Raw genomic sequence first — 20392 nt, 5'->3', positions numbered from 1 at the left:
CTCATCATTGCAACGTCTCACGCTGCTGTGCAAAAAAATACATAATCCACGCTTATTTAGCCTTGGCAAACGTTCCGATGTCATACCATAGTGTCATCAGAACGGCACGGCTTCGGAGAAATGGGCGTGAACAGCATCTCGTCGGCATCGCCGCCGAAGCGGATCGGCACCGGCACCTTCGTGGAGGACTACCTCCTCTATCTGTTGGCGCGGGCGTCGCACGTCCTTTCGGGCGAGTTCCACCAGCAGCTCCGCCGCCGGGGCGTCGCGGTCCCGGTGTGGCGCGTGCTGGCCAGCCTGGTCGGCAGCAAAGGCGAGACGGTGACGGGCTTGGCCGAGGTCTGCCTGCTCCAGCAGCCCACCATGACCAAGCTGCTGGACCGCATGGTCCGGGACGAGTTGGTGGTGCGGTCGCAGGACGCCCGCGACCGGCGCGTGGTCCGCGTGGCGCTCACCCCGAAGGGCGAGTCCCTGGCAGCGGAGCTGACCCAAGCCGCCAAGCAGCACGAAGCCACCGTCATCGCCCGGTTCCCGGACATGGAAACCACCGAGGTGAAGGCGGTGCTGCGCTCCGTCCTGGAGCGCGAAACCCGGCGGGGCGCCGCCTGACGCGGCGGCTTCGGTTTCGGGGACGCCCGGCGGCCCCGTCGTCTGCCGCCGCGCCGCGACCGCGGCTCCTCCTGAGCGGCAATCCAACCGGTAAGTTGCAAAATTAGTAGTTTTACCCGATTTTATAGTTGCGATTGCGGTACGGAAAGGCCATGCTGGCGCTACCTATTCCGGACGAGGCCCATGCCGCATTTCCCCCGCAAGAGGCACTCCGCCGCCCTCGCCGCGGCCGCAGGGTCGATCCTTTTCGCCGGCGCCCCGTCGGCGCGGGCGGAAGGCGCAGCTGACCCGGCCCGCGTCACCCAGGCGGCCATGCGCCTGTTCAACCAGGGCTGCATACGCAACCTCCGCCAGGAAGCGGGCCTCCGGGAGGTGCTCCAAGCGGCCGGGCTGCGCGCCGCCCCGGCCGACCAAGCGACGCCGCACCTGGGCGGGCGCCCTGGCACCTTGTTCGTTTCCAACGACCCGGAAATGCCGGTGGCGGTCATCGTGCGCCCGGCGGCGGCGCAATGCGAGGCGCGGGCGCCGACCACCGACATCGCCCTGGCGGAGCGGGAATTCCGCGGCATGGTCGAAGGCTTGCAGTCCCCGACGGTGATGGTCCGCCGCGACTCCGAACAGCGGTCATCGACCGGCGGCCGGCCCGGCATCAATGTCGTCTATTCCGCCGGCGCCCCGCCGCTGGAAGAGGGCGGCGCGCGCTTCGCCATGCAAGCCCGCGAACCCGTGCCGGGCGGCATCGCCCTGTCCCTGACCGCGAGCGGCCAACCCCTCGACGCGCGCTGACGCCGCGGCCTGCCCGCCGCCGCCGCCTTGCGCTCCTTCCCGCGCCGCGCGTCGGCACGGCCGCGCCCCGACCCCTCACCCGCCAGTTGCCGGTGGGAAGGCATGTGCCAAGCGCGGCGGTTGGGGGAGCCGCCATGAACGCGCGGGCGGAACGGCGCAGGACGGAGCGCGCGGCGCGCAAGGAAGCCCGGCGCGGTGGCCGCGCGACGTCCCGGAGCCGACGGTGGCCGCCGCGCGACGGCTGGCGGAGGGGGTGCTCAGAGGCGGAGCGGCCGCCGCCCCGGACGGCGCCATGGGAGGCGGCTGACCTTAGAGTTGCTCGCCTCCATGGACGCCGGCGGCGTCCGGATCGGCGCGGCGCCCCCCCTCGCAGCCGGCTCCGCTCGGACCGCCCCGACACCCGACTCCGGCGCGGGCGGCGCTTCCTGCGCCCCGGCCCCGTCACGCTTCGGCTCCGGCGTCCCGGTCCGCCACGGGGGCCGCGCGCCCTGGGCCTGCCATCGCCGCCGTTCGGCGCCCGTCGAGTTCTTCCGGCGTCGCCGCCACGCCGCGCGCCCGCAGCCGAGCCGACACGCGCGGCGAAGACGTGAGCACGCAGAACGGGATCGCCGCCACCAGCCCGCCCGCCGGGAGCGCCGCCCACAGCGCCGCGCCCGGCGCCGTCGCCAGCAGCGGCGCGAACACCGCCGCGCCGAACAGCGTGTGCGGCCAGAGCAGCCGCGCCGCGTCGCCCCAACCCACGCCGCGGTCCGCCCGGTTCTGCGGCGCCCAGCCGCGCTTGCCCGCGCCGCCGAAGGGCAGCGCCAGCAGGAACGTCGCCTTGTTGAAGGTGCTGACGGGGTCGAGCAGCGTGGTGAAGCCGATCTCCGCCGCCGCCCCGCGCGCGAAGGCCGCGCGCCCGCCATAACGCGCGGCGAGCGCCGGCTTCAGCAGCACCTCCGCGTAGCCCAGCAGCTTCGGCGCGTGCAGCGCTGCCCAGGTGCAGAGCATCGACGCGAGCAGCGCGCCGGCCGGCGTCGAGCCCCCGCCGCCCGTCGCCGCGTTCAGCGCCGACGCCGCCAGCAGACCGACCCAGAGCGGCGCGCCGAGGAACAAGAGGATCGCCTGCGCGAGTTGCCAACGCCCCATCCACGTCTGCCCCGGCAGGAACAGCAGCCGCCCGTACTGCATGTTGCCCGCCGCCCAGCGCAGGTCGCGGGCCAGGAATTCCGGCAGCGCCGGCGGGTTGCCCTCCAGGGAGCCGGCGTCGTCCGGCAGGCAGCAGACCTTCCAGCCGGCGGCGTGCAGCCGCACCGCCTCCACTTGGTCGTGCGACAGGATCGGGCTCCCGTCCGGCAGCGTGTCCAGGCGGCAGTGCTCGCGGAAGGGCGCGACGCGGACGATGGCGTTGTGGCCCCAGTACGGCCCTTCCGGTCCCTGCCACCACGCCTGGCCGGTGGCCCAGGCGCGCATCCCGGCGCGCATCCCGAACTGGAACAAGCGCGGGAAGGCCGCCGTCGCCGGCCGCCCGGCGATGAGCTGCTGCACGATGCCGAGGCGCGGATCGGCCTCCATGCACGCCACCAGGCGCAGCACCGCGCCGGCCGACATCTCGCTGTCGGCATCGAGGCAGAGCATCAGCTCGTGCCCCTCGGCATGGTGGTCGAGGAAGTCCATCACGTTGCCGGCCTTGAAGCCGGTGTTCGCCGCGCGGCGCCGGTGGCGGATGCGGGCGGCGTCGGCGGGTCGGGCGGCGCGGAAGGCCGCGACCGCTTCCTCTTCCCGTGCGGCCAGCGCCCGGTCCTGCGTATCGGACAGGACCCAGAGCGTGAAGCGCTCCCCCGCGCCGCGCGCCGCCAGCCCGTCCAGCAGGCGGCCGAGCGGCGGCAGCACCTCCTCCATGCGCTCGTTCCTGACGCACACGGCGATGGCGGTGGCCAAGCGCGGCGGTCCGGCGGCGCGCGCCTCCCGCAACGCCGGCAACACGGCGGCGGGCGGGTCGGCGGCGCTCACCAGCACGGCGAAGCCCACCAGCGCGTTGGCGGCGCAGAGCGCGGTCCAGGGCGCGGTGCCGGCGAAGCAGGCGAAGGCCAGCGCCTCCCACACGGTCCAGCCGCCCGGCGCCATCGCGCGCCAGGCGAGCCACAGCAGCGCCGCGGCGACGGCGAGCGCGAGGGCGGCGAAGAGGACGCGTCGCGGCGGGAGGGACTCGGTCACGCCGCGCTTCCTGCCCCGGCGGCGTGGCGGAATTGCGGACCGGCCCGCGCCGTGGCCTCATGCCGGCAAGGAACGGGAGGGATGCGGCGCATGCGCGAAGCGGGTGAGGCGGACTACGTGATCCTCGGCGGCGGCTCGGCCGGCTGCGTCATGGCGGCGCGGCTCTCCGAGGACGCCGGCAACAAGGTCACGCTGCTCGAAGCCGGCCCGTGGGACCGCAACCCGTGGATACACATCCCCATGGGCTTCGCCCGCCTCTACGTGACGCAGAAATTCGACTGGAATTACCGCACGGAAGCCGAGCCGGAGTTGGACGGGCGGGAGATGTACTGGCCGCGCGGCAAGGTCATCGGCGGCTCCGGCAGCGTCAACGGCCTGGTGTTCCTGCGCGGCTCGCCCCGCGACTACGATCGCTGGGCACAGTCCGGCGCCCGCGGTTGGAGCTACGAGGATTGCCTGCCCGCCTTCCGCAAGCTGGAGACCTTCGCCGGACCCGCGAACGGCGAGTACCGCGGCAAGGACGGCCCGGTGCGCGTGGCGGAGGTGCCGTACCCGACGCCGGGCTGCCGCGCCTTCGTCGAAGCCTGCATGGCGCTCGGCTTCCCGCGCTGCGAGGACTTCAACGGCGCGTGGTACGAGGGCGTCGCGCCCAACCAGCTCAACGTCCACCAGGGCCGCCGCTGGAGCCCGGCCGTGGCCTACCTGCGCCCGGCCATAAAGCGCCCCAACCTGCGCGTCGAGACGGAGCGGCTGGGCCTGCGCGTCCTCTTCGAGGGCAAGCGCGCGGTGGGCGTCGCGGTGCGCGGGCCGGACGGCGCGGAGGAGGTCCACCGGGCGCGGCGCGAGGTGATCCTCTCCGCCGGCGCCATCGAGAGCCCGAAGCTGCTCATGCTCTCCGGCGTGGGCGACGGCGCGGCGCTGCAAGGTTTCGGCGTCCCCGTGGTGGCGGAGGCGCCGGAGGTGGGGCGCAACCTCCAGGACCACTTCATGGTGCGCCTCGCCTTCCGCACCAAGCCGGCCGACACGCTGAACGAGACCATGACCAACCCGGTCAAGGTGGCGAAAATGGGCGCGGAGTGGGCGCTGCGCCGCCGCGGGCACATGACCATCGGCGCGGCGGAAGCGAGCCTCTTCGCCCGCGTGCTGCCCGGCTCGGAGGAGCCGGAGGTGCAGTACCAGTTCGTCAACTTCAGCCTGGACGCCTCGCAGGCGGTCTCCACCGCGCGCCTGGCCAAGCACCCGGGCTTCACCTTCAACTTCACCCAATGCCGGCCGGACAGCCGCGGTGAACTCACGCTCCGCAGCCCCGACCCCGCCGACAAGCCGCGCATCCAGCCGCGCTACCTCTCGGCGCCCTCCGACGTGCGGGTGATGCTGGAAGGCGCCAAGCTCGCCCGCCGCATCGCCACCACGCAGCCCTTCGCCGGCCTGGTGGAGGAGGAGTTGTCGCCGGGGCCGGGCACGCGCAGCGACGACGATTTCCTCGCCTACCTCCGCGCCGCCGGGACCACAGTGTACCACCCCTGCGGCACCAACCGCATGGGCGCGGACGACCGCTCGGTGGTGGACACGGAGCTGCGCGTGCGCGGCGTGCAGGGCCTTCGCGTGGTGGACGCCTCCGTGTTCCCCCTGGTGCCGTCGTCCAACATCCACCCGGCGGTGCTGATGACGGCGGAGCGGGCGGCGGAGATGGTGAAGCGGGCGGCGTAAGGCGGCGGGCGGGGCGCCTTCCGCGTCCCAGCCGCTTTTCCTTCGCGTGGCCCGCCGATCCCGCGGCGGCTGGCCGCGTTGAGGCTCGGCATCGCTGAGGAGGAAACCGCCATGACATCCAAGTGGCCGCCCCGCCCCGCTTCCGGGGCACGCCTGGTCGCTGCCTGCCTTTCGCTCGGCCTTCTCGCCGCCTCGCCCGTCCTGGCCCAAGGCGGTGGAGGCGGCGGCGGCGGGGCTGGAGGAGGTGGAGCAGCGGGCGGCGCGGCCGGCGGCGCCGGTGGGGGCACGGCCGGCGCGACGAGCGGCACGACGGGCGCGGCGGGCAGCACGGCGGGCACCACCGGCCGGGGCGGCGCCACGACCTCGGGCACGACGGCGCCCGGCGCCGCCTCGCCCAGCGCGACCACGCAGCCCGGCGGGGGATCGGCCCCGGGCGGGGGCACGGCCGGCGGCGCCGGCCAGGGTTCGGCCGCCCAAGGCTCCGCGGGCCAAGCGGGGCAAGGACAGCAGGGCCAGGCGCAACAGGGCCAAGCCCAAGGGGGGCAAGCGGCGTCGCAGGGCGCCTCGTCCCCGCGCGCCAGGATCGAGCAACAGCAGCGCGCCGCCGGCGTCACCAACCCGGAGCGGGAGCGCGAGCAGCTCCGCGAGCTGAACGAGATCTCCCGGCAGATCGCGCCTTCGAATCCGGTGCCGGCGCCGGGGGCGCAACAGGACCGGGGCGGCACGGCGCGCTGAACCGGCGAGCGGGCTCGCGGAGGGCGACCCGGCGGCGGCCTGCCGGAGGGACGGGCCTCCGCCTCGGCCGGGTCGGGCAGAGGCGGCGCGGCGGGGCCGTTCCCGCGCCGGCGCCGCCCGCGTTGCCGGCCGCGCCACGCCGGCGCAGGGTGGGCGCCGACGAACACGGAAGCGCCCGCCATGCGTCTGGCCGCCCGCCTCTTGCCCGCGCTCTTCCTTTGCCTGCTCGCGCTGCCCGTGGCCGCGCCCCGCGCCCAGGATTGGGCGCCCGACCGGCCCGTCCGCATCATCCTGCCCTTCCCGCCCGGCGGCGCCACCGACCTGGTCGCGCGCATCCTGGCCGAGCGCGCGTCCCGCGACCTGCCGCACAAGTGGGTGGTGGAGAACCGCTCCGGCGCCAACGGCAACATCGGCATGGAGGCCGCCGCGAAGAGCCGGCCGGACGGGTACACGCTCGGCGCCTGCACCATCGGCAACTGCGCCATCAACGCCAGCGTCTACGCGCGCATGCCCTACGACATCGAGCGCGACCTGGTGCCCGTGTTCTGGTCGGCGAGCGTCATCAACCTGCTGGCCGTCCACCCCTCCGTCCCGGCGCGCTCCTTTTGCGCGAGTTCATGGATTGGGCCGCGGCCAACAAGGGGCGGGTGAACTACGGCTCGTCGGGCTTCGGCTCCTCCAACCACCTGTCGCCGGAGCTGCTGAACGGCCGCCACGGCCTCGGCCTGGTCCACGTGCCCTTCCGCGGCGGCGCGCCCGCGCTCCAGGCGCTCGTGGCGGGGCAGGTGCAACTCATGCTGGAGAACGTGCCCACCCTAGTCGCCGCCGCGCGCGAAGGGAGCATCCGCCCGATCGCCGTCACCGGCCGCGAGCGCGACCCGGCGCTGCCCGACGTGCCGACCTTCGCCGAAGCCGGCGTGCCGGACATCGTGGTCGAGCCCTGGTTCGGCTACATGGCGCCGGCCGGCACGCCGGAGCCGGTGGTGCGCCGGCTCAACGCGCTGTTCGGGGAAGCGCTCGCGGACGAGGCCGTGCGGGCGCGCCTGCGTGACCTCGGCGCGCGGCCCGAAGGCGGCCCGCCGGAGCGCTTCGCCGCCCATGTGCGCTCCGAGATCGCGCGCTGGCGCCGGGTAGTGGAGCAGAACGGCATCGAGAAGATCGAGTAGGAGCCGCCGACCCGCGGCCTCATACCGGCCTGCTTGAGGCCTGCCCCGTCCGGTGTCGCCCCCGCGCAAGCGAGGGTCCACGGCCGGGCGCCCGTCCCCGGCGCGGGGCGGCGTGGGTCCCCGCTTCCGCGGGGACGACGGGAGGGGCGGTCAGGGCTTGCGCGAGGTGGCATCAGTCCACGCCCAGCCCCGCCGCGCGCACCACCGGCGCCCACTTCGCCGCCTCCGCCGCCATGAACGCGGCGTAGGCCTCCGTCCCGAGCGGCGCCGGCTCCGCCCCGTAGTCGCGCAGGCGCGCCGCGATCGCCGGGTCATCCAGCGCGGCGACCAGTTCGGCCGACAGCCGCTCGACGATCGGCCGCGCCACGCCCGCCGGCGCCGCGATCCCGTACCAGGAGGACACGTCGAAGTCCGCGACGCCCTGCTCCATCAGCGTCGGGATCTCCGGCATCGTCTCCGCCCGCTTCGCCGTGCTGACGCCGAGCGCCCGCAGCGCCCCCGCCAGCACCTGCTGGCGCGAGGCCGGCGCGTTGTCGATGGCGAACAGCACCTCGCCGTTCATCACCGCCGCCATGGAGGGCGCGGTGCCGCGGTAAGGCACGTGCGTCACCTCCACCCCCAGGCGCTGCCCGAGCAACACGCCCGAGAGGTGGGATGAGGTTCCGCTGCCGGCCGAGGCGAAGGTCGCTCGCGTCGGGTCCGCGCGTATGGCGGCGACGAAGCCCGCGAAGTCGCGCACCGGCCCGTCGCCCTTCACGATCAGCACGTTGGGCAGGATGGCGAGCCGCGCCACCCCCGGCAGGTCGCGCAGCGGGTCGAAGCCGGCCCGCTTGTGCAGCGCCGGGCCGATGCCGTGCGAGGCGATGTGGTTGACGAAGAAGGTGTACCCGTCCGGCGCCGCGCGCGCCGTCGCCTCCGCCCCCACCATGCCGCCGCCGCCGGGGCGCGGCTCGATCACCAGTGGCTGGCCCAGCCTCTCGCGCAGCCGCCCTTCCATCATGCGGAGGAAGATGTCGGACACGCCGCCCGCAGCCGCGCCGATGATGAAGCGCAGCGGCCGGTCCGGCCATCCCGACGCTTGCGCGCGCGACGTCCGCGCGGCGGCGCAGGACGACGCGGCGGCGATGGCGGCGAGCAGGGCGCGCCGCTTCGAAACCCCGAACGAACCCATTCCCGCTTCCTCCCGCCCGGGGTCTCCGCCCGGGGCGTGGCGAGCCTACAGCGCCGCGAAAGCCCGGCCAGCCGTGGAGGCGCCGCGCGCGGGCACCGCCGTCCAACCGCCGAGAGCGCCCGCCCCCATGCGCCTCCTCCGGGCCCTCAGCCGCCCTCGCGGCCGGGCCCGCGGCCGGGGCCCCGCCCGGTCAGACGCACGCGGAGCCGTGTTCCGCCGCCGCATCCTGCGCGAAGCGCGCGACGGTCTGCCGCAGCCAGACATGCGCCGGGTCGCGGTCGTAAGAGGCGTGCCAGAGCAGCGAGACGGGCACCTCCGCCAGTTCCACCGGCGGCGGGCTGAGGCTGAGACCGAGCTCTTCCGCGAAGAACCGGGCGAGCCGGCCATGCATGGTGGTCACGACCGGGGCGCGCGCCACCAGGAACGGCACCGCGAGGAAGCGCGGCGTGGTGAGCACGACCGCGCGCTTCAGCCCGAGCTTGGCCAGCGCGTCGTCCACCACGCCGCGCTCGCCGGGGCGCATGCTCGTGAGCACGTGCGGCAGCCGCACGTAGTCGTCGAGCGAGATCGGCGGCGAAACCCCGACCCGCTCGGCGTTGAACAGGCAGACATACGCGTCGGTGGCCAGGAGGCGCCGCTTGTGGTGCGCCTGCCCTCCCGGGAAGGCCGCGAAGCCGACCGCGAGGTCCAGGCGGTCTGCGTCGAGGTCGTCCAGGAGCCGCGACGGGTCCACCGTGTGCAACCGCAGGCGCACGCCGGGCGCCGCCTCGCAGAAATAGGCAAGCAGGGCGGGCACGGCCAGGACCTCCACGCTGTCCGGCAGGCCGACCCTGAAGGTGCGCTCGGCCGTCCGCGGGTCGAACGCCTCGTCGCGGGACACGATGGCCTGGATCTGCGAGAGGGCGACCCGCACCGGGTCGAACAGCGCCAGCGCGCGCGGCGTCGGGCGCATCCCGTCCGGCCCCCGCGTCAGCAACTCGTCGCCGAACAGGGCGCGCAACCGAGCGAGGTTGTGGCTCATGGCCGACTGCCCGAGCCCGACGCGGGCCGCGGCGCGCGTGACGCTGCGCTCGGTGAGGAGCGCGTCGAGCGCGACCAGCAGGTTCAGGTCGAGGCGGCCCAGATTGACGTGGTCGATGGCCATGATCGATCCAATCGGTTGGATTAATCATGCCGGCGGCGCCATCCTCCTGGCAACGGCGAACACGGCCTCACGGCACGGCGCCACACCGAAGGACACCGCCATGACCATCCGTCACACCGTTCTCGCCGCCGCGCTCGCGCTGGCGGCGGCCACCGGAGCGGCCCGAGCGGACGGGCTGAAGCCCGCCCAAGGCCACAGCATCGACCTCGGCGCCGTGTCGGGCGTCGCCTACTACACGGTCGAGCGCGACGGCTACCGCGTCGTGGCCACGCTCGCGCAAGAGGGCCAGGACGGCGCGCCCGTGCGCGTCGAAGCCGTCCTCGCCCCGGGCCAGAGCGTGGTCCTGTCCACGCCGCGCGGGCCGGGCGTCCGGCCCGACGCGGTCGAAATCAGCCGGCGGGCCGACGCGGTGTTCGTCCGCAGGGCGGCCGTGGCAGCCGCCAACTGAGGCGGAGGCCGCACGGCCCCTACCCCGCAGCGAGGCGGGGGCGCCGCCGTTGGCGCCCCTCGGGGCCTCGGTTCGTCCGGCGACCGGACGGCTCGCTCGGCCGCGCGGAGAGCGCCGGCAGCGGCGCGCTTCAAGCCGGCTTGATGTAATCGGCGAAGCCCGCCGCCACCTCTTCCATCTCCGCCGCCGTGAGCAGCACCGGCGCCAGCCCCGCCGCGCGCAGGGCGAGGCACTGCCGAGCCAGGTTCTCCACCTCCTCCGCCAACGCCCGCGCCGCCGCCAAGGTGGCGCCGAACGCCACCACGCCGTGGTTCGCCAGCAGCGCCGCCCGCCGCCCGTCCAGCGCGGAAACGCAGTTCGCCGCCAGGGCTTCCGTGCCGAAGGTGGCGTAGGGCGCGCAACGCACGTCGTTCCCGCCCGCCAGCGCGATCATGTAGTGGAAGGGCGGGATGCCCTCCCGCGCGCAGGAGAGCGCGGTCGCCATCGGGCTGTGCGTGTGGACCACCGCAGCCGCCTCGGGCCGCGCCGCGTACACCGCCGCGTGCAGCCGCCATTCGGAGGACGGCCGGCGCTTGCCGCCCAGCACGGCGCCATCCGGCGCGACCTCCACTAAGTCGCCCGGCTCCATCTCCGCATAGGGCAGGCCGGACGGCGTGACCAAGAACCCGCCCGGCGTGCGGCAGGAAACGTTGCCGGACTTGCCGGGCATGAAGCCCAGCGCGTCCAGCGCCCGCGCCGCGGCGACGATCTCCTTGCGCGCGCCCAGCCCCTACATCCCGCCGATGTAGTTCGGCCCGCCGCCGCCCTGCGGCGTCACCCAGTTGATGTTCTGCATCGGGTCCTTGATGTCGCAGGTCTTGCAGTGGACGCAGTTCTGCGCGTTGATCACCAGCCGAGCGCCGTCCGAGCCCGCCTCCACCGATGCGCCCTCGCCCGTCGCCTCCGCGTCCGGCGTGCCGCGCAGTTCCTTCTCCGCTTCCGGCCCCACCGCCTCGTACACGGCGGCCGGGCAGTAGCGGCTTTCCGGGCTGCGGTACTGGTCCCAATTCACCGCCTTCCAGCGCGCCGGGTCGCGGAGCTGCAGGTGGACCGGCTGGTCCTCCTCGTGGTTGGTGTTCGACAGGAACACCGACGACAGCCGGTCGAAGGTCAGCTTGCCGTCCGGCTTCGGGTACTCGATGCGCTTCGACTGCGAGGCCGGCCGCAGAGTCTCGTGGTCCTGGTGGTGGCCCATGGTCCAGGGCGCCTTGCCGCGCAGCACGTAGGCGTCGAGCGCGGAATAGGCGAGGCCGCCCCAGAAGCCGAGCTTGGCGAAGGCCGGGCGGATGTTGCGGGTGTTGCGCAGCTCCTCCCACACCCAGCTCGCCTCCAGCTTCTGCTGGTAGCTGGACAGCAGCGCCGGCCGCGCCTCGCCCGCGGCCAGCACCTCCGCCGCCGCCTCGGCCGCCACCATGCCGGACTTCATTGAGGTGTGCGTGCCCTTGATCTTCGGCACGTTGAGGAAGCCCGCGCAGTCGCCGATCAGCGCGCCGCCCGGGAAGACCAGCTTCGGGATCGCCTGGAAGCCGCCCTCGTTCAGCGCCCGCGCGCCGTAGGCGATGCGCTTGCCCCCTTCCAGCATCGGCCGCACCGCCGGGTGCGTCTTGAAGCGCTGGAACTCGTCGAAGGGCGAGAGCCAGGGGTTCGGGTAGTCGAGCCCCACCACGAAGCCGATGGAGACCAGGTTCTCGCCCAGCATGTAGAGCCAGGACCCGCCGTAGGTCGTATCGGCCGGCAAGGGCCAGCCGACCGAGTGCCACACCAAGCCGGGCTTGTGGTTCTCCTTGGGGATTTCCCAAAGCTCCTTGATGCCGAGCGCGTAGGTCTGCGGCGCCGCGCCTTCGCGCAGGCCGTAGCGCTCCATCAGCTTCTTGGTGAGCGACCCGCGGCACCCCTCGGCGAACAGGGTGTAGGACGCGCGCAGCTCCATTCCTGGCTCGTAGTTCGGCCCCTTCTCGCCGTCCCTCTTGATGCCCGCGACGCCGGCCACCACGCCGCGCACCTGCCCCTCCTCGATGACGAGGTCGGACGCCGCGAAACCGGGGTAGATCTCGACGCCCAGCGCCTCCGCCTTGGCGCCGAGCCAGCGGCAGACGTTGCCGAGCGAGACGATGTAGTTGCCCTCGTTGTGCATGGTGCGCGGCGTCGGCAGCCGCACGGCGCGCGTCGCGGTCAGGTACATGAAGCGGTCGTCGGTGGCCGGGGTGGTCAGCTCCGGCATGTCGTCGCGCCAGTCCGGCAGCAGTTCGTCCAGCGCGCGGGGCTCGATCACCGCGCCCGAGAGGATGTGCGCGCCGATCTCGCCGCCCTTCTCCACCAAGCACACCGCCGCGTCCGGCGCGAGTTGCTTGAGGCGGATCGCCGCGGCCAGCCCGGCGGGGCCGCCGCCCACCACCAGCACGTCGAATTCCATCGCTTCGCGCTGTTCCGCCTCGGACATCCCGGGGCCCCTCCTCGTTTCGATATGTCTGCCGTGCGCCGGAGATGTAGCGACGGGGCGGGTTGCGCGTAACCCTGGCGCCGGCCGATATCTGTCCCCATGGCGGAGGTGGACCGGGCCGCGCTGCTGGCGGCGCTGCGGCTGCAGATGGAGTGGGGCGCCGACGAGGCGCTGGCGGAGGCGCCGCTCGACCGCACTGCGCTGGCCGACGCCTTGGCGCCCGCCGGCGCCCCGTTCCCTCCGGCCGCGGCGGCCCGTCCCCCGGCCGCTGCCACGCCCCTCGCGCGCCCCGCCGTGCCCGGCAGCGGCGGCCTCCTCATCCCGGCGGCCGCGCCGCCCGCCGTGTCGCGCGCCGCGGAACTGGCCGCCGCCGCGAACAGCCTGGACGCCCTGCGCGAGGCCATGGCCGGGTTCGAAGGCAGCCCGCTCCGCGAAACCGCCACCAACCTCGTCTTCGCCGACGGCGTCCCGCATTCCGGGCTGATGCTGATCGGCGAAGCGCCGGGGGCGGACGAGGACCGGCTCGGCAAGCCCTTCGTCGGCGTGTCCGGCCGCTTGCTGGACCGTATGCTGGCCTCGGTCGGCCTCGGGCGGGAGCGGGACTTCTACGTCACCAACATCCTGCCTTTCCGCCCGCCGGGCAACCGCACGCCGACCGACGCCGAGATCGCGCTGTTCCTGCCCTTCGTGCTGCGGCACGTGGAACTCGCTTCCCCGCGCGTCCTGGTGCTGCTGGGCGGCACGGCGGCCAAGGCGCTGCTCCGCTCGCGCGAGGGCATCACCCGCCTCCGCGGCCGCTGGCACGAGGTGGCGCCCCGAGGGGAAGGCGCCGCGCCGTGGCCCGCCCTGGCCACGCTCCACCCGGCCTACCTGCTCCGCAACCCGGCCGCCAAGAAGGACGCTTGGCACGACCTGCTGCTGTTGCGGCGGCGGCTCGACGAACGGTGAGGCCCGGGCCCTTCAGCCCCGGCGCCCCAGCACCGCGCGCAGCTTCGCGGCCAAGTCCTTCATGGTGAAAGGTTTGACGATGAGTTGCACCCCGGGGTCGAGCACGCCGTTGTGGATGATGGCGTTGCGGCTGTAGCCGGTGGTGAACAGCACCTTCAGGCCGGGCCTGCGCCGCAGCGCCTCGTCCGCGAGCCGGCGCCCGTTCACCTCCGGCATCACCACGTCGGTGAACAGCAGGGCGATCTCGCCGTGCGAGTCGAGCAGGTCGAGCGCCGCCCGGGCGCCGTCCGCTTCCAGCACCCGGTAGCCGAGTTCGCGCAGCGCCTCGGTGGTGAACCGCCGGACGTTCCCTTCGTCCTCCACCACGAGCACCGTTTCGCCCTCCCCGGCCGGGAGGGCGGCGCGCGCCGCGCCCCCCGCCCCGGCCGGCCCCTCCTCCGCCCGGGGGTCGCGGCCGCCGCCCGCCGCCTCGCGCAGCCGCGGCAGGTAGACCTTCACGCTCGTGCCCTCGCCGGGCTCCGAGTAGATCTTCACGTGCCCGCCCGACTGCTTCACGAAGCCGTAGACCTGGGACAGGCCGAGCCCCGTGCCCTGCCCCACCTCCTTGGTGGTGAAGAAGGGCTCGAAGGCCCGCGCCGCGACCTCGGGCGGCATGCCGGAGCCGGTGTCCGACACGGCGACCATCACGTACTGGCCCGGCTCGACGTCCTCGTGCTCCCGCGCGTAGCGCTCGTCGAGGTCGGCGTTGGCCGTCTCCACCGTCAGCTTGCCGCCGTCCTCCGGCATGGCGTCGCGCGCGTTGACGGCGAGGTTGAGGATCGCGTTCTCCAACTGGTTGGGGTCGACGCAGGTGCGCCAAAGCCCGCCGGCCAGCACCGTTTCCAGCCGCACCGCCTCGCCCAGCGCGCGCCGCAGCAGGTCGGACATGCCGGCCACGAGCTTGTTGGCGTCCACCGGCTTGGGGTCGAGCGTCTGGCGGCGGGAGAAGGCGAGGAGCCGCGCGGTCAGCGCCGCCCCCCGCTTGGCCGCCTCCGCCGCGTTGTCGAGCGAGCGGCGCCCCCGCTCGTCCCCTTCGGGCACCGCCCCGCGGCGGCGCAGCAGGTCGATGCTGCCCAGGATGACCTGGAGGAGGTTGTTGAAGTCGTGCGCGACGCCGCCGGTGAGCTGCCCCACCGCCTCCATCTTCTGCGCCTGCCGGAGCCGCTCCTGCGCTTCGGCGAGTTCGGCCTGCGCCGCCTTCTCGGCCGTGACGTCGCGCGCCACGGCGTGGATGAAGCCCGCCTCCGGCACCGCGATCCAGGACAGCCAGCGGTGCGACCCGTCCTTGTGCCGGTAGCGGTTCTCGAACCGGAGGGTCGTCAGGCCCCCGGCGAGCCTCCCCGCTTCCGCCAGCGTCCGCTCCGCGTCGTCGGGGTGCACGAGGTCGAGGAAGCGGGCGCCGAGCAGTTCGGCCTCGGTCCAGCCGAGCAGCGCCGTCCAGGCCGGGTTGACGGCGGCGATCGTGGAATCGAAGCGGGCGACCAGCATGAGGTCGGTGGACAGGCGCCACATGCGGTCGCGCTCGGCGGTGCGTTCGGCCACGCGCCGCTCCAGCTCCTCGTTCGCGCGCAGGAGCGCGGCCTCGGCGCGCTTCTCGCGGTCGATGTCGAGGCAGGCGACCACGCCGCCCACCGTCCGGCCCGCCTCGTCCCGGATGGGCGCCGCGACCAGGCGCACCCAGGCCTCGCGCTCGTCGCCCCGCATGTAGAGGACTTCCAGCTCGGCGCGCTCCACCTCGCCCCGCACCACGCGCGACAGCGGGTACTCCGAAGGCGTCACCTGGTGCCCGTCCGGGTGGCGGCTCACCCACTCGCGGTAGCTCTCCACGTCCGGCGACGGCAGGACGGGGTGGCCGAAGACGCGCTCGGCCTGCTTGTTGCCTTCCACGATCCGCCCGGACGGCGCTTCCGCGATCACCACGCCCACCGGCACCGTGTCCAGGATGGCGCGCAGCCGTGCCTCGCTCCGCCGCAGAGCCGCCTCGCGCTCCTCCAGGGCCGCCGAGGCGCCCGCCAATTCGCCGGCGACGCGGTTCACCTCGCGCACGGGCGTTTCGAGCGGCGTCACGGCCTCGCCGCGGCCCAGCGCCGCCGCGCGGCCGGCCAGGGCGGCGATCGGGCGCTCGATCCGCCGGCCGACCCGCAACGCGAGCGCCGCCGAAAGCGCCGTGAAGCCCGCCCCCAACGCCCCGAGCGTGGCCAGCGCCTGGCGCAGCGGCGCCGAAAGCGCGTCCGCCGGCACCCCCACCGCCACGCGCCAGCCCGACAGGCGGGAGCGGGCGAAGGCGCCGAAGATGGGCCGACCGTCGGCGGTGGTGCCCATCCACGTGCCTTCCGCCCCCTCCCGCGTGGCGTCTTGCAGGTCCCGGGTGGCGGGCCTGCCGACGAACTCGTCGTGCCTGGCGCTGCGGGCCAGGATGGAGTCCGCGCGGTCCACGACCGCCAGCACCCAATCCCGCGGAATCCGGCTGGCCTCGAACTCCTCCGCGAGCGCCCGGCGCACCCGGTCCGCGGGCAGGCTGAGGCTGAGCAGGTACGCGGCTTCGCCGGCCTTCGTGACCGGCCGCGTGATGGCGAACAAGGGCGCCCGCAGCACGACGCCCTGCATCACGTTCGACACCACCGGCCGCCCGGTGCGCAGCGCCTCGGCGTCGATCTCCAGGTTCACCTTGGGCAGCGGCTCGCCCCAGGGCACGCGCGTGTTGACGACTTGCTGACCGGAAAGGTCGCGCAGGACCACCGAGACGCCGGTGCGCTCCTGCACGGCCAGCGTTTGCGCGTAGAAGGTCCGGAGGTCGCCCGCCTGGAGCGAGTCGAACAGCGAAACCACCTCGGCAGTGGACATCAGGCCGGCGAGTTCGCGGTCCACGGAAAGCGCGGCGGAGTGGGCGGCGGCCACGGCCTGCGCCTCCAACCTGGCGCGTTCCGCGTCGGCGAAGCGCCACAGCACCACGCCGACGAACAGCGTCACGGGCAAGGCGAGCGCGAGGACGAGGGCGGCCAAGTGGCGGCGCACCGTGCTGTCGCGCCGGCGGGCGGGAGCGGCGGCGGCTGGCGGCATGGCTGCGGGCGTCGCTCCTCCGCGGGTGTCTTCGCTGCCGTGGCGCCGCGTTTCGCCCCCGTTAGCGCCGCGATGGGTATGAACCATGTCGGCCGCGATGTCCAAACGAAGCATCAACCAAAAAGCGAAAATCACCGACGGCACGAAGGCATGAAACCGGCCCGTATCCGGTCATCCGCCACGGTCTGACCACGATCCAGAAGCGTTCAGGCATGGCAGGGAAGGAGCGGCGGCGCCACCCGCGGCGGCACCGGTGCGGACCCGAATCAGGCGCGGCTCGCGGGGCTTTCAGAACGAACGCCGTGGCCGCCGGCACCGGCCGACCCTTTCGTCACGGTTAGTTTACATCCACTGCGTGAGCTAAAACATTGAGAAACCGTCACCGTCACGAAACCTGCGGTGCATCTTTCGCCTTCGCATTGCTTTGAAGAAGGGACGGACAGTAACGGACCCGTGCCATGAGAGCGATCGCCCCCATGGCCCGGCGCTCCAAACGTCCCCTCCTTGGCGGGATCGTGTTGGGCGCGGTGACGTGCGCGGGGATCGGCGTCCTCGCGGCGGCGCAAAGGGCCGACAACCAAACCGAGCGGGCCCGGGCCGCGGCCCAGGCGCCAGCCGCGGCGCAAGCCGCGCCCTTGCAGCAGACCGCGTTGAGTCTGCCCCGCCCGCCGGCGCCGGGCAACGGCGGCGCCGCGGTCAACGGGCTGCCGACCGTGCTGCACCCGTCCGAGGCCAGCCGCCTCCGGCGCGCCTTCGAACTCCAGGCCGCGGGCGACTTCGCCGCCGCGGCGCGCGAAACGGAGCGGCTGGAAGACAAGCGCCTGTTCGGGCAGGTGCTGGCGCACCGCTGGCTCCAGCCGGGCGCGCAGCCCACGGCGGCGGACCTCCAGGCGTGGCTCGCCCGCCACGGCGACCACCCGGACGCGCCCCGCCTCCACGCCCTGCTCGTCCGCTTGCTGCCGCGCGGCGCCGACCTGCCGCCCGCGCCCGTCCAGCCCGAAGCCCTCTCGCCGGACCTTTCCCTCGCCCCGGAGGAGCGCGACCCGCCGAGCGCCGCCCCCGTGGCCCGCAACCCGTCGCTCGACCGCACGGTGCGGGAACGGGCGCAGGCCGGCAACGCCGAGTCCGCGCTGGCGCTGGTGGAACGCACCCGCGGCATGACGCCGGCCTACGCCGCCGCCCTCCGCGCCGACGTCGCCCTGGTGCTGTTCCGCCGCGGCGAGGACGCCAAGGCGTTGCGGATCGCCGCCGAGGGCGCCGCCGGCGGCAGCCCGCGCGCTGCCTACGCCACCGGCCTCGCCGCCTGGGGCCTCGACCGGCCGGACATCGCGCTCCCCTTCTTCGAGCGCGCCGCTCGCGCGGAGGCCGCGCCGCCGGCGCTGCGCTCCGCCGCCGCCTTCTGGACCGCGCGCGCCGCCGTGCGCGCCCGCCGGCCCGAGCTCTACACGCCCTGGATGATGCAGGCGGCGCAGGAGTCCCGCACCTTCTACGGCCTGGTCGCCCGCCGCTCCCTCGGCCTGCCGGCGAACTTCGCCTGGGAAGGCGAGTTGGCCGGCGACGCCGACATGGCGCCAGTCGCGGAAACCGCCGGCGGCTGGCGGGCGCTGGCGCTGCTCCAGGTCGGCCAGCACGCCCGCGCCGAGGCCGAGCTGCGCCAGCTCTGGAGCCAGGCGCGCAACCACCCCGGCCTCGTGCGCGCCATGCTGGGCGTAGCGACGGTCGCCGGCCTGAACGGCCTGTCCTCGCAGCTCGCCGCGGCGTCGCAATCCGCGGACGGCCGCCCGCGCGACTTCGCCCGCTACCCGCTGCCGCGCTTGCAGCCGCAGGGCGGCTTCCGGGTGGACCCGGCGCTGCTCTACGCCATCGCCCTGCAAGAAAGCCGCTTCGACGCCGAAGCCGTCTCGCCCGCCGGCGCGCGCGGCATGATGCAGATCATGCCCGCCACCGCGAGCCACATCACCGGCGACCCCTCCTGGCGGGAGCCGGCGGCGGCGAAGCGGCTGAACGACCCGCGCCTCTCGCTCGACCTCGGCCAGCGCTACGTCCACCACCTCGCGCGGCTGGACGCGGTGGAGGGCAACCTGATCCGGGTGCTCGCCGCCTACAACGCCGGGCCCGGCAACCTCCAGAAGTGGCTGCCCGCGCACGGCCACCGCGACGACCCCTTCCTGTTCATCGAGGCGATACCGCTCGACGAGACGCGCAACTACGTGCAGCAGGTGCTGGCCTATTCCTGGATCTACGCCTCGCGCCTGGGCCTGCCGTCGCGCTCCCTCGACCAGATCGCCGCCGGCGAGTTCCCCCGCTTCGCCGGGTCGGACGAGGTGACGTCCATGCTGCGCCGGGGCCGGGGGCGGCCGCGCTAGGACCCAGCCCCACGGAGGACCCTGGCGACAAGCCCGCCACGCCATGCCGCGCGGATCGAGTCCAAACGCGGCTTTGGGACGATCGCGGCTCTTCCTCACAGCTACGCGCGTGCGGGCGAGTTCCGGGGCCGGCGCGGCGGCGCCTCGCGCCCCTACGAAACCGGGAGCAACTTTCGTTTTGCGGACAAGTCTTCATTTGAACGTCATGTGACTGGTGGCGGGCGTCCTTCGAGGGATACTCCTAGCGTTTCTGTAGCGGATCGCGCTTGGCGCGGGCCGTTCAAGCAGTGGCGCCAATACCCGGACTTCCGGGAAGGCAGTGGCTGGATGCGGCGCAGGGCTCCACCGCCTCGCCTCTCCGTTGCCTTCTCCAACGAAACGGCAAGCCGCCAAGAGAGGACCGACGCTCTGAACAACAAGCAACGAAGCAAGAGTGTAGGGCTTTCAGGAAGGCGCCCCGTTGCCGAACCTAGCTGGAAAGCGGAGCCGGTCCGTTCCCTGATCGAAGAGATCCCCCCCTCGACGGCATGCTCCCCGCCAGGTTTGCCCAGCGGACGGCCCGCCGCCTCCCACGCCCGTTTGGAAGGCTCCCGGTGACCGTCGCCGTTTCGGTCATCATCCCCGCCCACAACGCGGAAGGGTACGTGGGGCAGGCGATCGACTCCGCCCTGGCGCAGACCCGCCGCGACATCGAGGTGGTCGTGGTCGACGACGGCTCCGTCGACGCCACGTGGGAGGCGGTCTCCGCCCGCGCCCGGCGTGACGGCCGCGTGGTGCCGGTGCGGCTGGAACGGCGCAGCGGGCCGGCCGCCGCCCGCAACGCCGCCATCGAGCGCGCCGGCGGGCGCTGGCTCGCGGTGCTCGACGCCGACGACCTCTTCCTGCCCGAACGGCTTGAGCGGCTGGTCGGGCTCGCCGAAGAGGCGCGCGCGGACCTGCTGGCCGACAACCTGCTTGAGCGCGACTTCGCCACGGGCCGGCCGCTCGGGCTCCACTTCGCCAACGACGCGATGGCGCACCCTGGGCCCTTGCCCCTGGTCGAACTCGTGCGGCGCGACATGCCCGACATGCCCGACCGCAGCAGGTTCGGATTCATCAAGCCGGTCATCCGACGCGACTTCCTGCTGCACCACGGCATCCGCTACGCCGAAGAGATCCTGGCGAGCCAGGACTTCCTGCTCTACTTCGAGTGCGTCGCCCGCGGCGCCCGGCTGCGCCTCACGCCCGAGGCTTGGTACGTCTACCACTTGCGCGAAGGCTCCATCTCGACCCGCCGGGACTCTACCCTCTACCGCAGCGCCGCCAACCGGCGGATGCTGCGCACCGCCAAGGCGCTCGGCGACCGCGAACTGGTTGCGCTGCTGCGCCGGCGGCAGCGGATGATCGACTTCCACAGCTTCGCGCTCGCGGTGGAGCGGGGCGACGTCGCCGCGGCGCTGCGCCACGCGCACTGCGGCGACCCCGCCGGGGCGCTGCGCCACGCGCGAGTCGTGGCCGGCGCCGTGCGGCGGCGCCTGGCGGCGGGCGGCCCCCCG

16 protein-coding genes are annotated in these 20392 nt (G+C 74.1%); 10 read left to right on the top strand and 6 right to left on the bottom strand.

Going from position 1 to position 20392, the window contains the following annotated elements; genetic code table 11:
* The first annotated feature begins 126 nt into the window (after window positions 1-126).
* Together ABD067_RS24210 and ABD067_RS24205 are read left to right on the top strand one after the other, a co-directional pair.
* Window positions 127-609, top strand: coding sequence for a MarR family winged helix-turn-helix transcriptional regulator (locus ABD067_RS24210; RefSeq protein ID WP_343897989.1), 483 nt, complete (start codon window positions 127-129; stop codon window positions 607-609).
* Between the two features lie 183 nt (window positions 610-792).
* Window positions 793-1395: an NMCC_0638 family (lipo)protein gene (locus ABD067_RS24205; protein WP_343897988.1), complete on the top strand. Its 603-nt coding sequence runs from the start codon at window positions 793-795 to the stop codon at window positions 1393-1395.
* Window positions 1396-1836: 441 nt separating this feature from the next.
* On the opposite strand, the gene mdoH is transcribed toward ABD067_RS24205, so the two are convergent.
* Window positions 1837-3591 (bottom strand): glucans biosynthesis glucosyltransferase MdoH, encoded by a 1755-nt coding sequence (gene mdoH / locus ABD067_RS24200; RefSeq protein WP_343897987.1) that lies wholly within the window; start codon window positions 3589-3591, stop codon window positions 1837-1839.
* Window positions 3592-3681: 90 nt separating this feature from the next.
* Here mdoH and ABD067_RS24195 point away from each other — a divergent pair, with 90 nt between their 5' ends.
* The 4 genes from ABD067_RS24195 to ABD067_RS24180 all read left to right on the top strand — a co-directional run bounded on the left by ABD067_RS24195 (window position 3682) and on the right by ABD067_RS24180 (window position 7202).
* Window positions 3682-5301, top strand: a complete 1620-nt coding sequence (locus tag ABD067_RS24195; RefSeq protein ID WP_343897986.1) for a GMC family oxidoreductase — start codon at window positions 3682-3684, stop codon at window positions 5299-5301.
* Window positions 5302-5412: 111 nt separating this feature from the next.
* Window positions 5413-6036: a hypothetical protein gene (locus ABD067_RS24190; protein WP_343897985.1), complete on the top strand. Its 624-nt coding sequence runs from the start codon at window positions 5413-5415 to the stop codon at window positions 6034-6036.
* Window positions 6037-6216: 180 nt separating this feature from the next.
* Window positions 6217-6687: a Bug family tripartite tricarboxylate transporter substrate binding protein gene (locus ABD067_RS24185; RefSeq protein ID WP_343897984.1), complete on the top strand. Its 471-nt coding sequence runs from the start codon at window positions 6217-6219 to the stop codon at window positions 6685-6687.
* A complete protein-coding gene (locus tag ABD067_RS24180; RefSeq protein ID WP_343897983.1) occupies window positions 6642-7202 on the top strand; it encodes a Bug family tripartite tricarboxylate transporter substrate binding protein in 561 nt (186 codons plus the stop codon). Before ABD067_RS24185 ends, ABD067_RS24180 begins: the two co-directional genes overlap by 46 nt.
* Before the next feature lie 172 nt (window positions 7203-7374).
* On the opposite strand, the gene ABD067_RS24175 is transcribed toward ABD067_RS24180, so the two are convergent.
* The gene (locus ABD067_RS24175) at window positions 7375-8373 is read right to left on the bottom strand and encodes a Bug family tripartite tricarboxylate transporter substrate binding protein (protein WP_343897982.1); all 999 of its coding nucleotides are present in this window, start codon (window positions 8371-8373) and stop codon (window positions 7375-7377) included.
* Window positions 8374-8563: 190 nt separating this feature from the next.
* Window positions 8564-9517 carry a LysR family transcriptional regulator gene (locus tag ABD067_RS24170; RefSeq protein WP_343897981.1) on the bottom strand — a complete coding sequence of 318 codons (954 nt, stop codon included), beginning with the start codon at window positions 9515-9517 and terminating at the stop codon, window positions 8564-8566.
* Window positions 9518-9617: 100 nt separating this feature from the next.
* Here ABD067_RS24170 and ABD067_RS24165 point away from each other — a divergent pair, with 100 nt between their 5' ends.
* The gene (locus ABD067_RS24165) at window positions 9618-9965 is read left to right on the top strand and encodes a hypothetical protein (protein ID WP_343897980.1); all 348 of its coding nucleotides are present in this window, start codon (window positions 9618-9620) and stop codon (window positions 9963-9965) included.
* Window positions 9966-10095: 130 nt separating this feature from the next.
* On the opposite strand, the gene ABD067_RS24160 is transcribed toward ABD067_RS24165, so the two are convergent.
* Entirely contained in the window at window positions 10096-10713 is a 618-nt protein-coding gene (locus tag ABD067_RS24160; protein ID WP_343898000.1) for a class II aldolase/adducin family protein, read from the bottom strand.
* A 21-nt stretch (window positions 10714-10734) separates the two neighbouring features.
* On the bottom strand, window positions 10735-12444 hold the full coding sequence (locus tag ABD067_RS24155) for an electron transfer flavoprotein-ubiquinone oxidoreductase (RefSeq protein ID WP_343897979.1): 1710 nt from the start codon (window positions 12442-12444) through the stop codon (window positions 10735-10737).
* A 99-nt stretch (window positions 12445-12543) separates the two neighbouring features.
* Between ABD067_RS24155 and ABD067_RS24150 the strand changes: the two genes are divergently transcribed.
* The gene (locus tag ABD067_RS24150; protein ID WP_343897978.1) at window positions 12544-13392 is read left to right on the top strand and encodes a uracil-DNA glycosylase; all 849 of its coding nucleotides are present in this window, start codon (window positions 12544-12546) and stop codon (window positions 13390-13392) included.
* A 12-nt stretch (window positions 13393-13404) separates the two neighbouring features.
* Here the strand turns inward: ABD067_RS24150 and ABD067_RS24145 are convergent, their stop codons facing one another.
* Window positions 13405-16491: a PAS domain S-box protein gene (locus tag ABD067_RS24145; protein WP_343897977.1), complete on the bottom strand. Its 3087-nt coding sequence runs from the start codon at window positions 16489-16491 to the stop codon at window positions 13405-13407.
* Window positions 16492-16949: 458 nt separating this feature from the next.
* On the opposite strand from ABD067_RS24145, the gene ABD067_RS24140 reads away from it, so the two are divergent.
* The gene (locus ABD067_RS24140) at window positions 16950-18857 is read left to right on the top strand and encodes a lytic transglycosylase domain-containing protein (protein WP_343897976.1); all 1908 of its coding nucleotides are present in this window, start codon (window positions 16950-16952) and stop codon (window positions 18855-18857) included.
* Between the two features lie 593 nt (window positions 18858-19450).
* A partial coding sequence (locus tag ABD067_RS24135; protein WP_343897975.1) for a glycosyltransferase family 2 protein occupies window positions 19451-20392 on the top strand: 942 nt, incomplete at its 3' end.

The sequence above is a fragment of the Craurococcus roseus genome (genome assembly GCF_039523795.1).
Lineage (GTDB): Bacteria > Pseudomonadota > Alphaproteobacteria > Acetobacterales > Acetobacteraceae > Craurococcus > Craurococcus roseus.
This window is presented reverse-complemented; position numbering and strand designations above follow the sequence as displayed.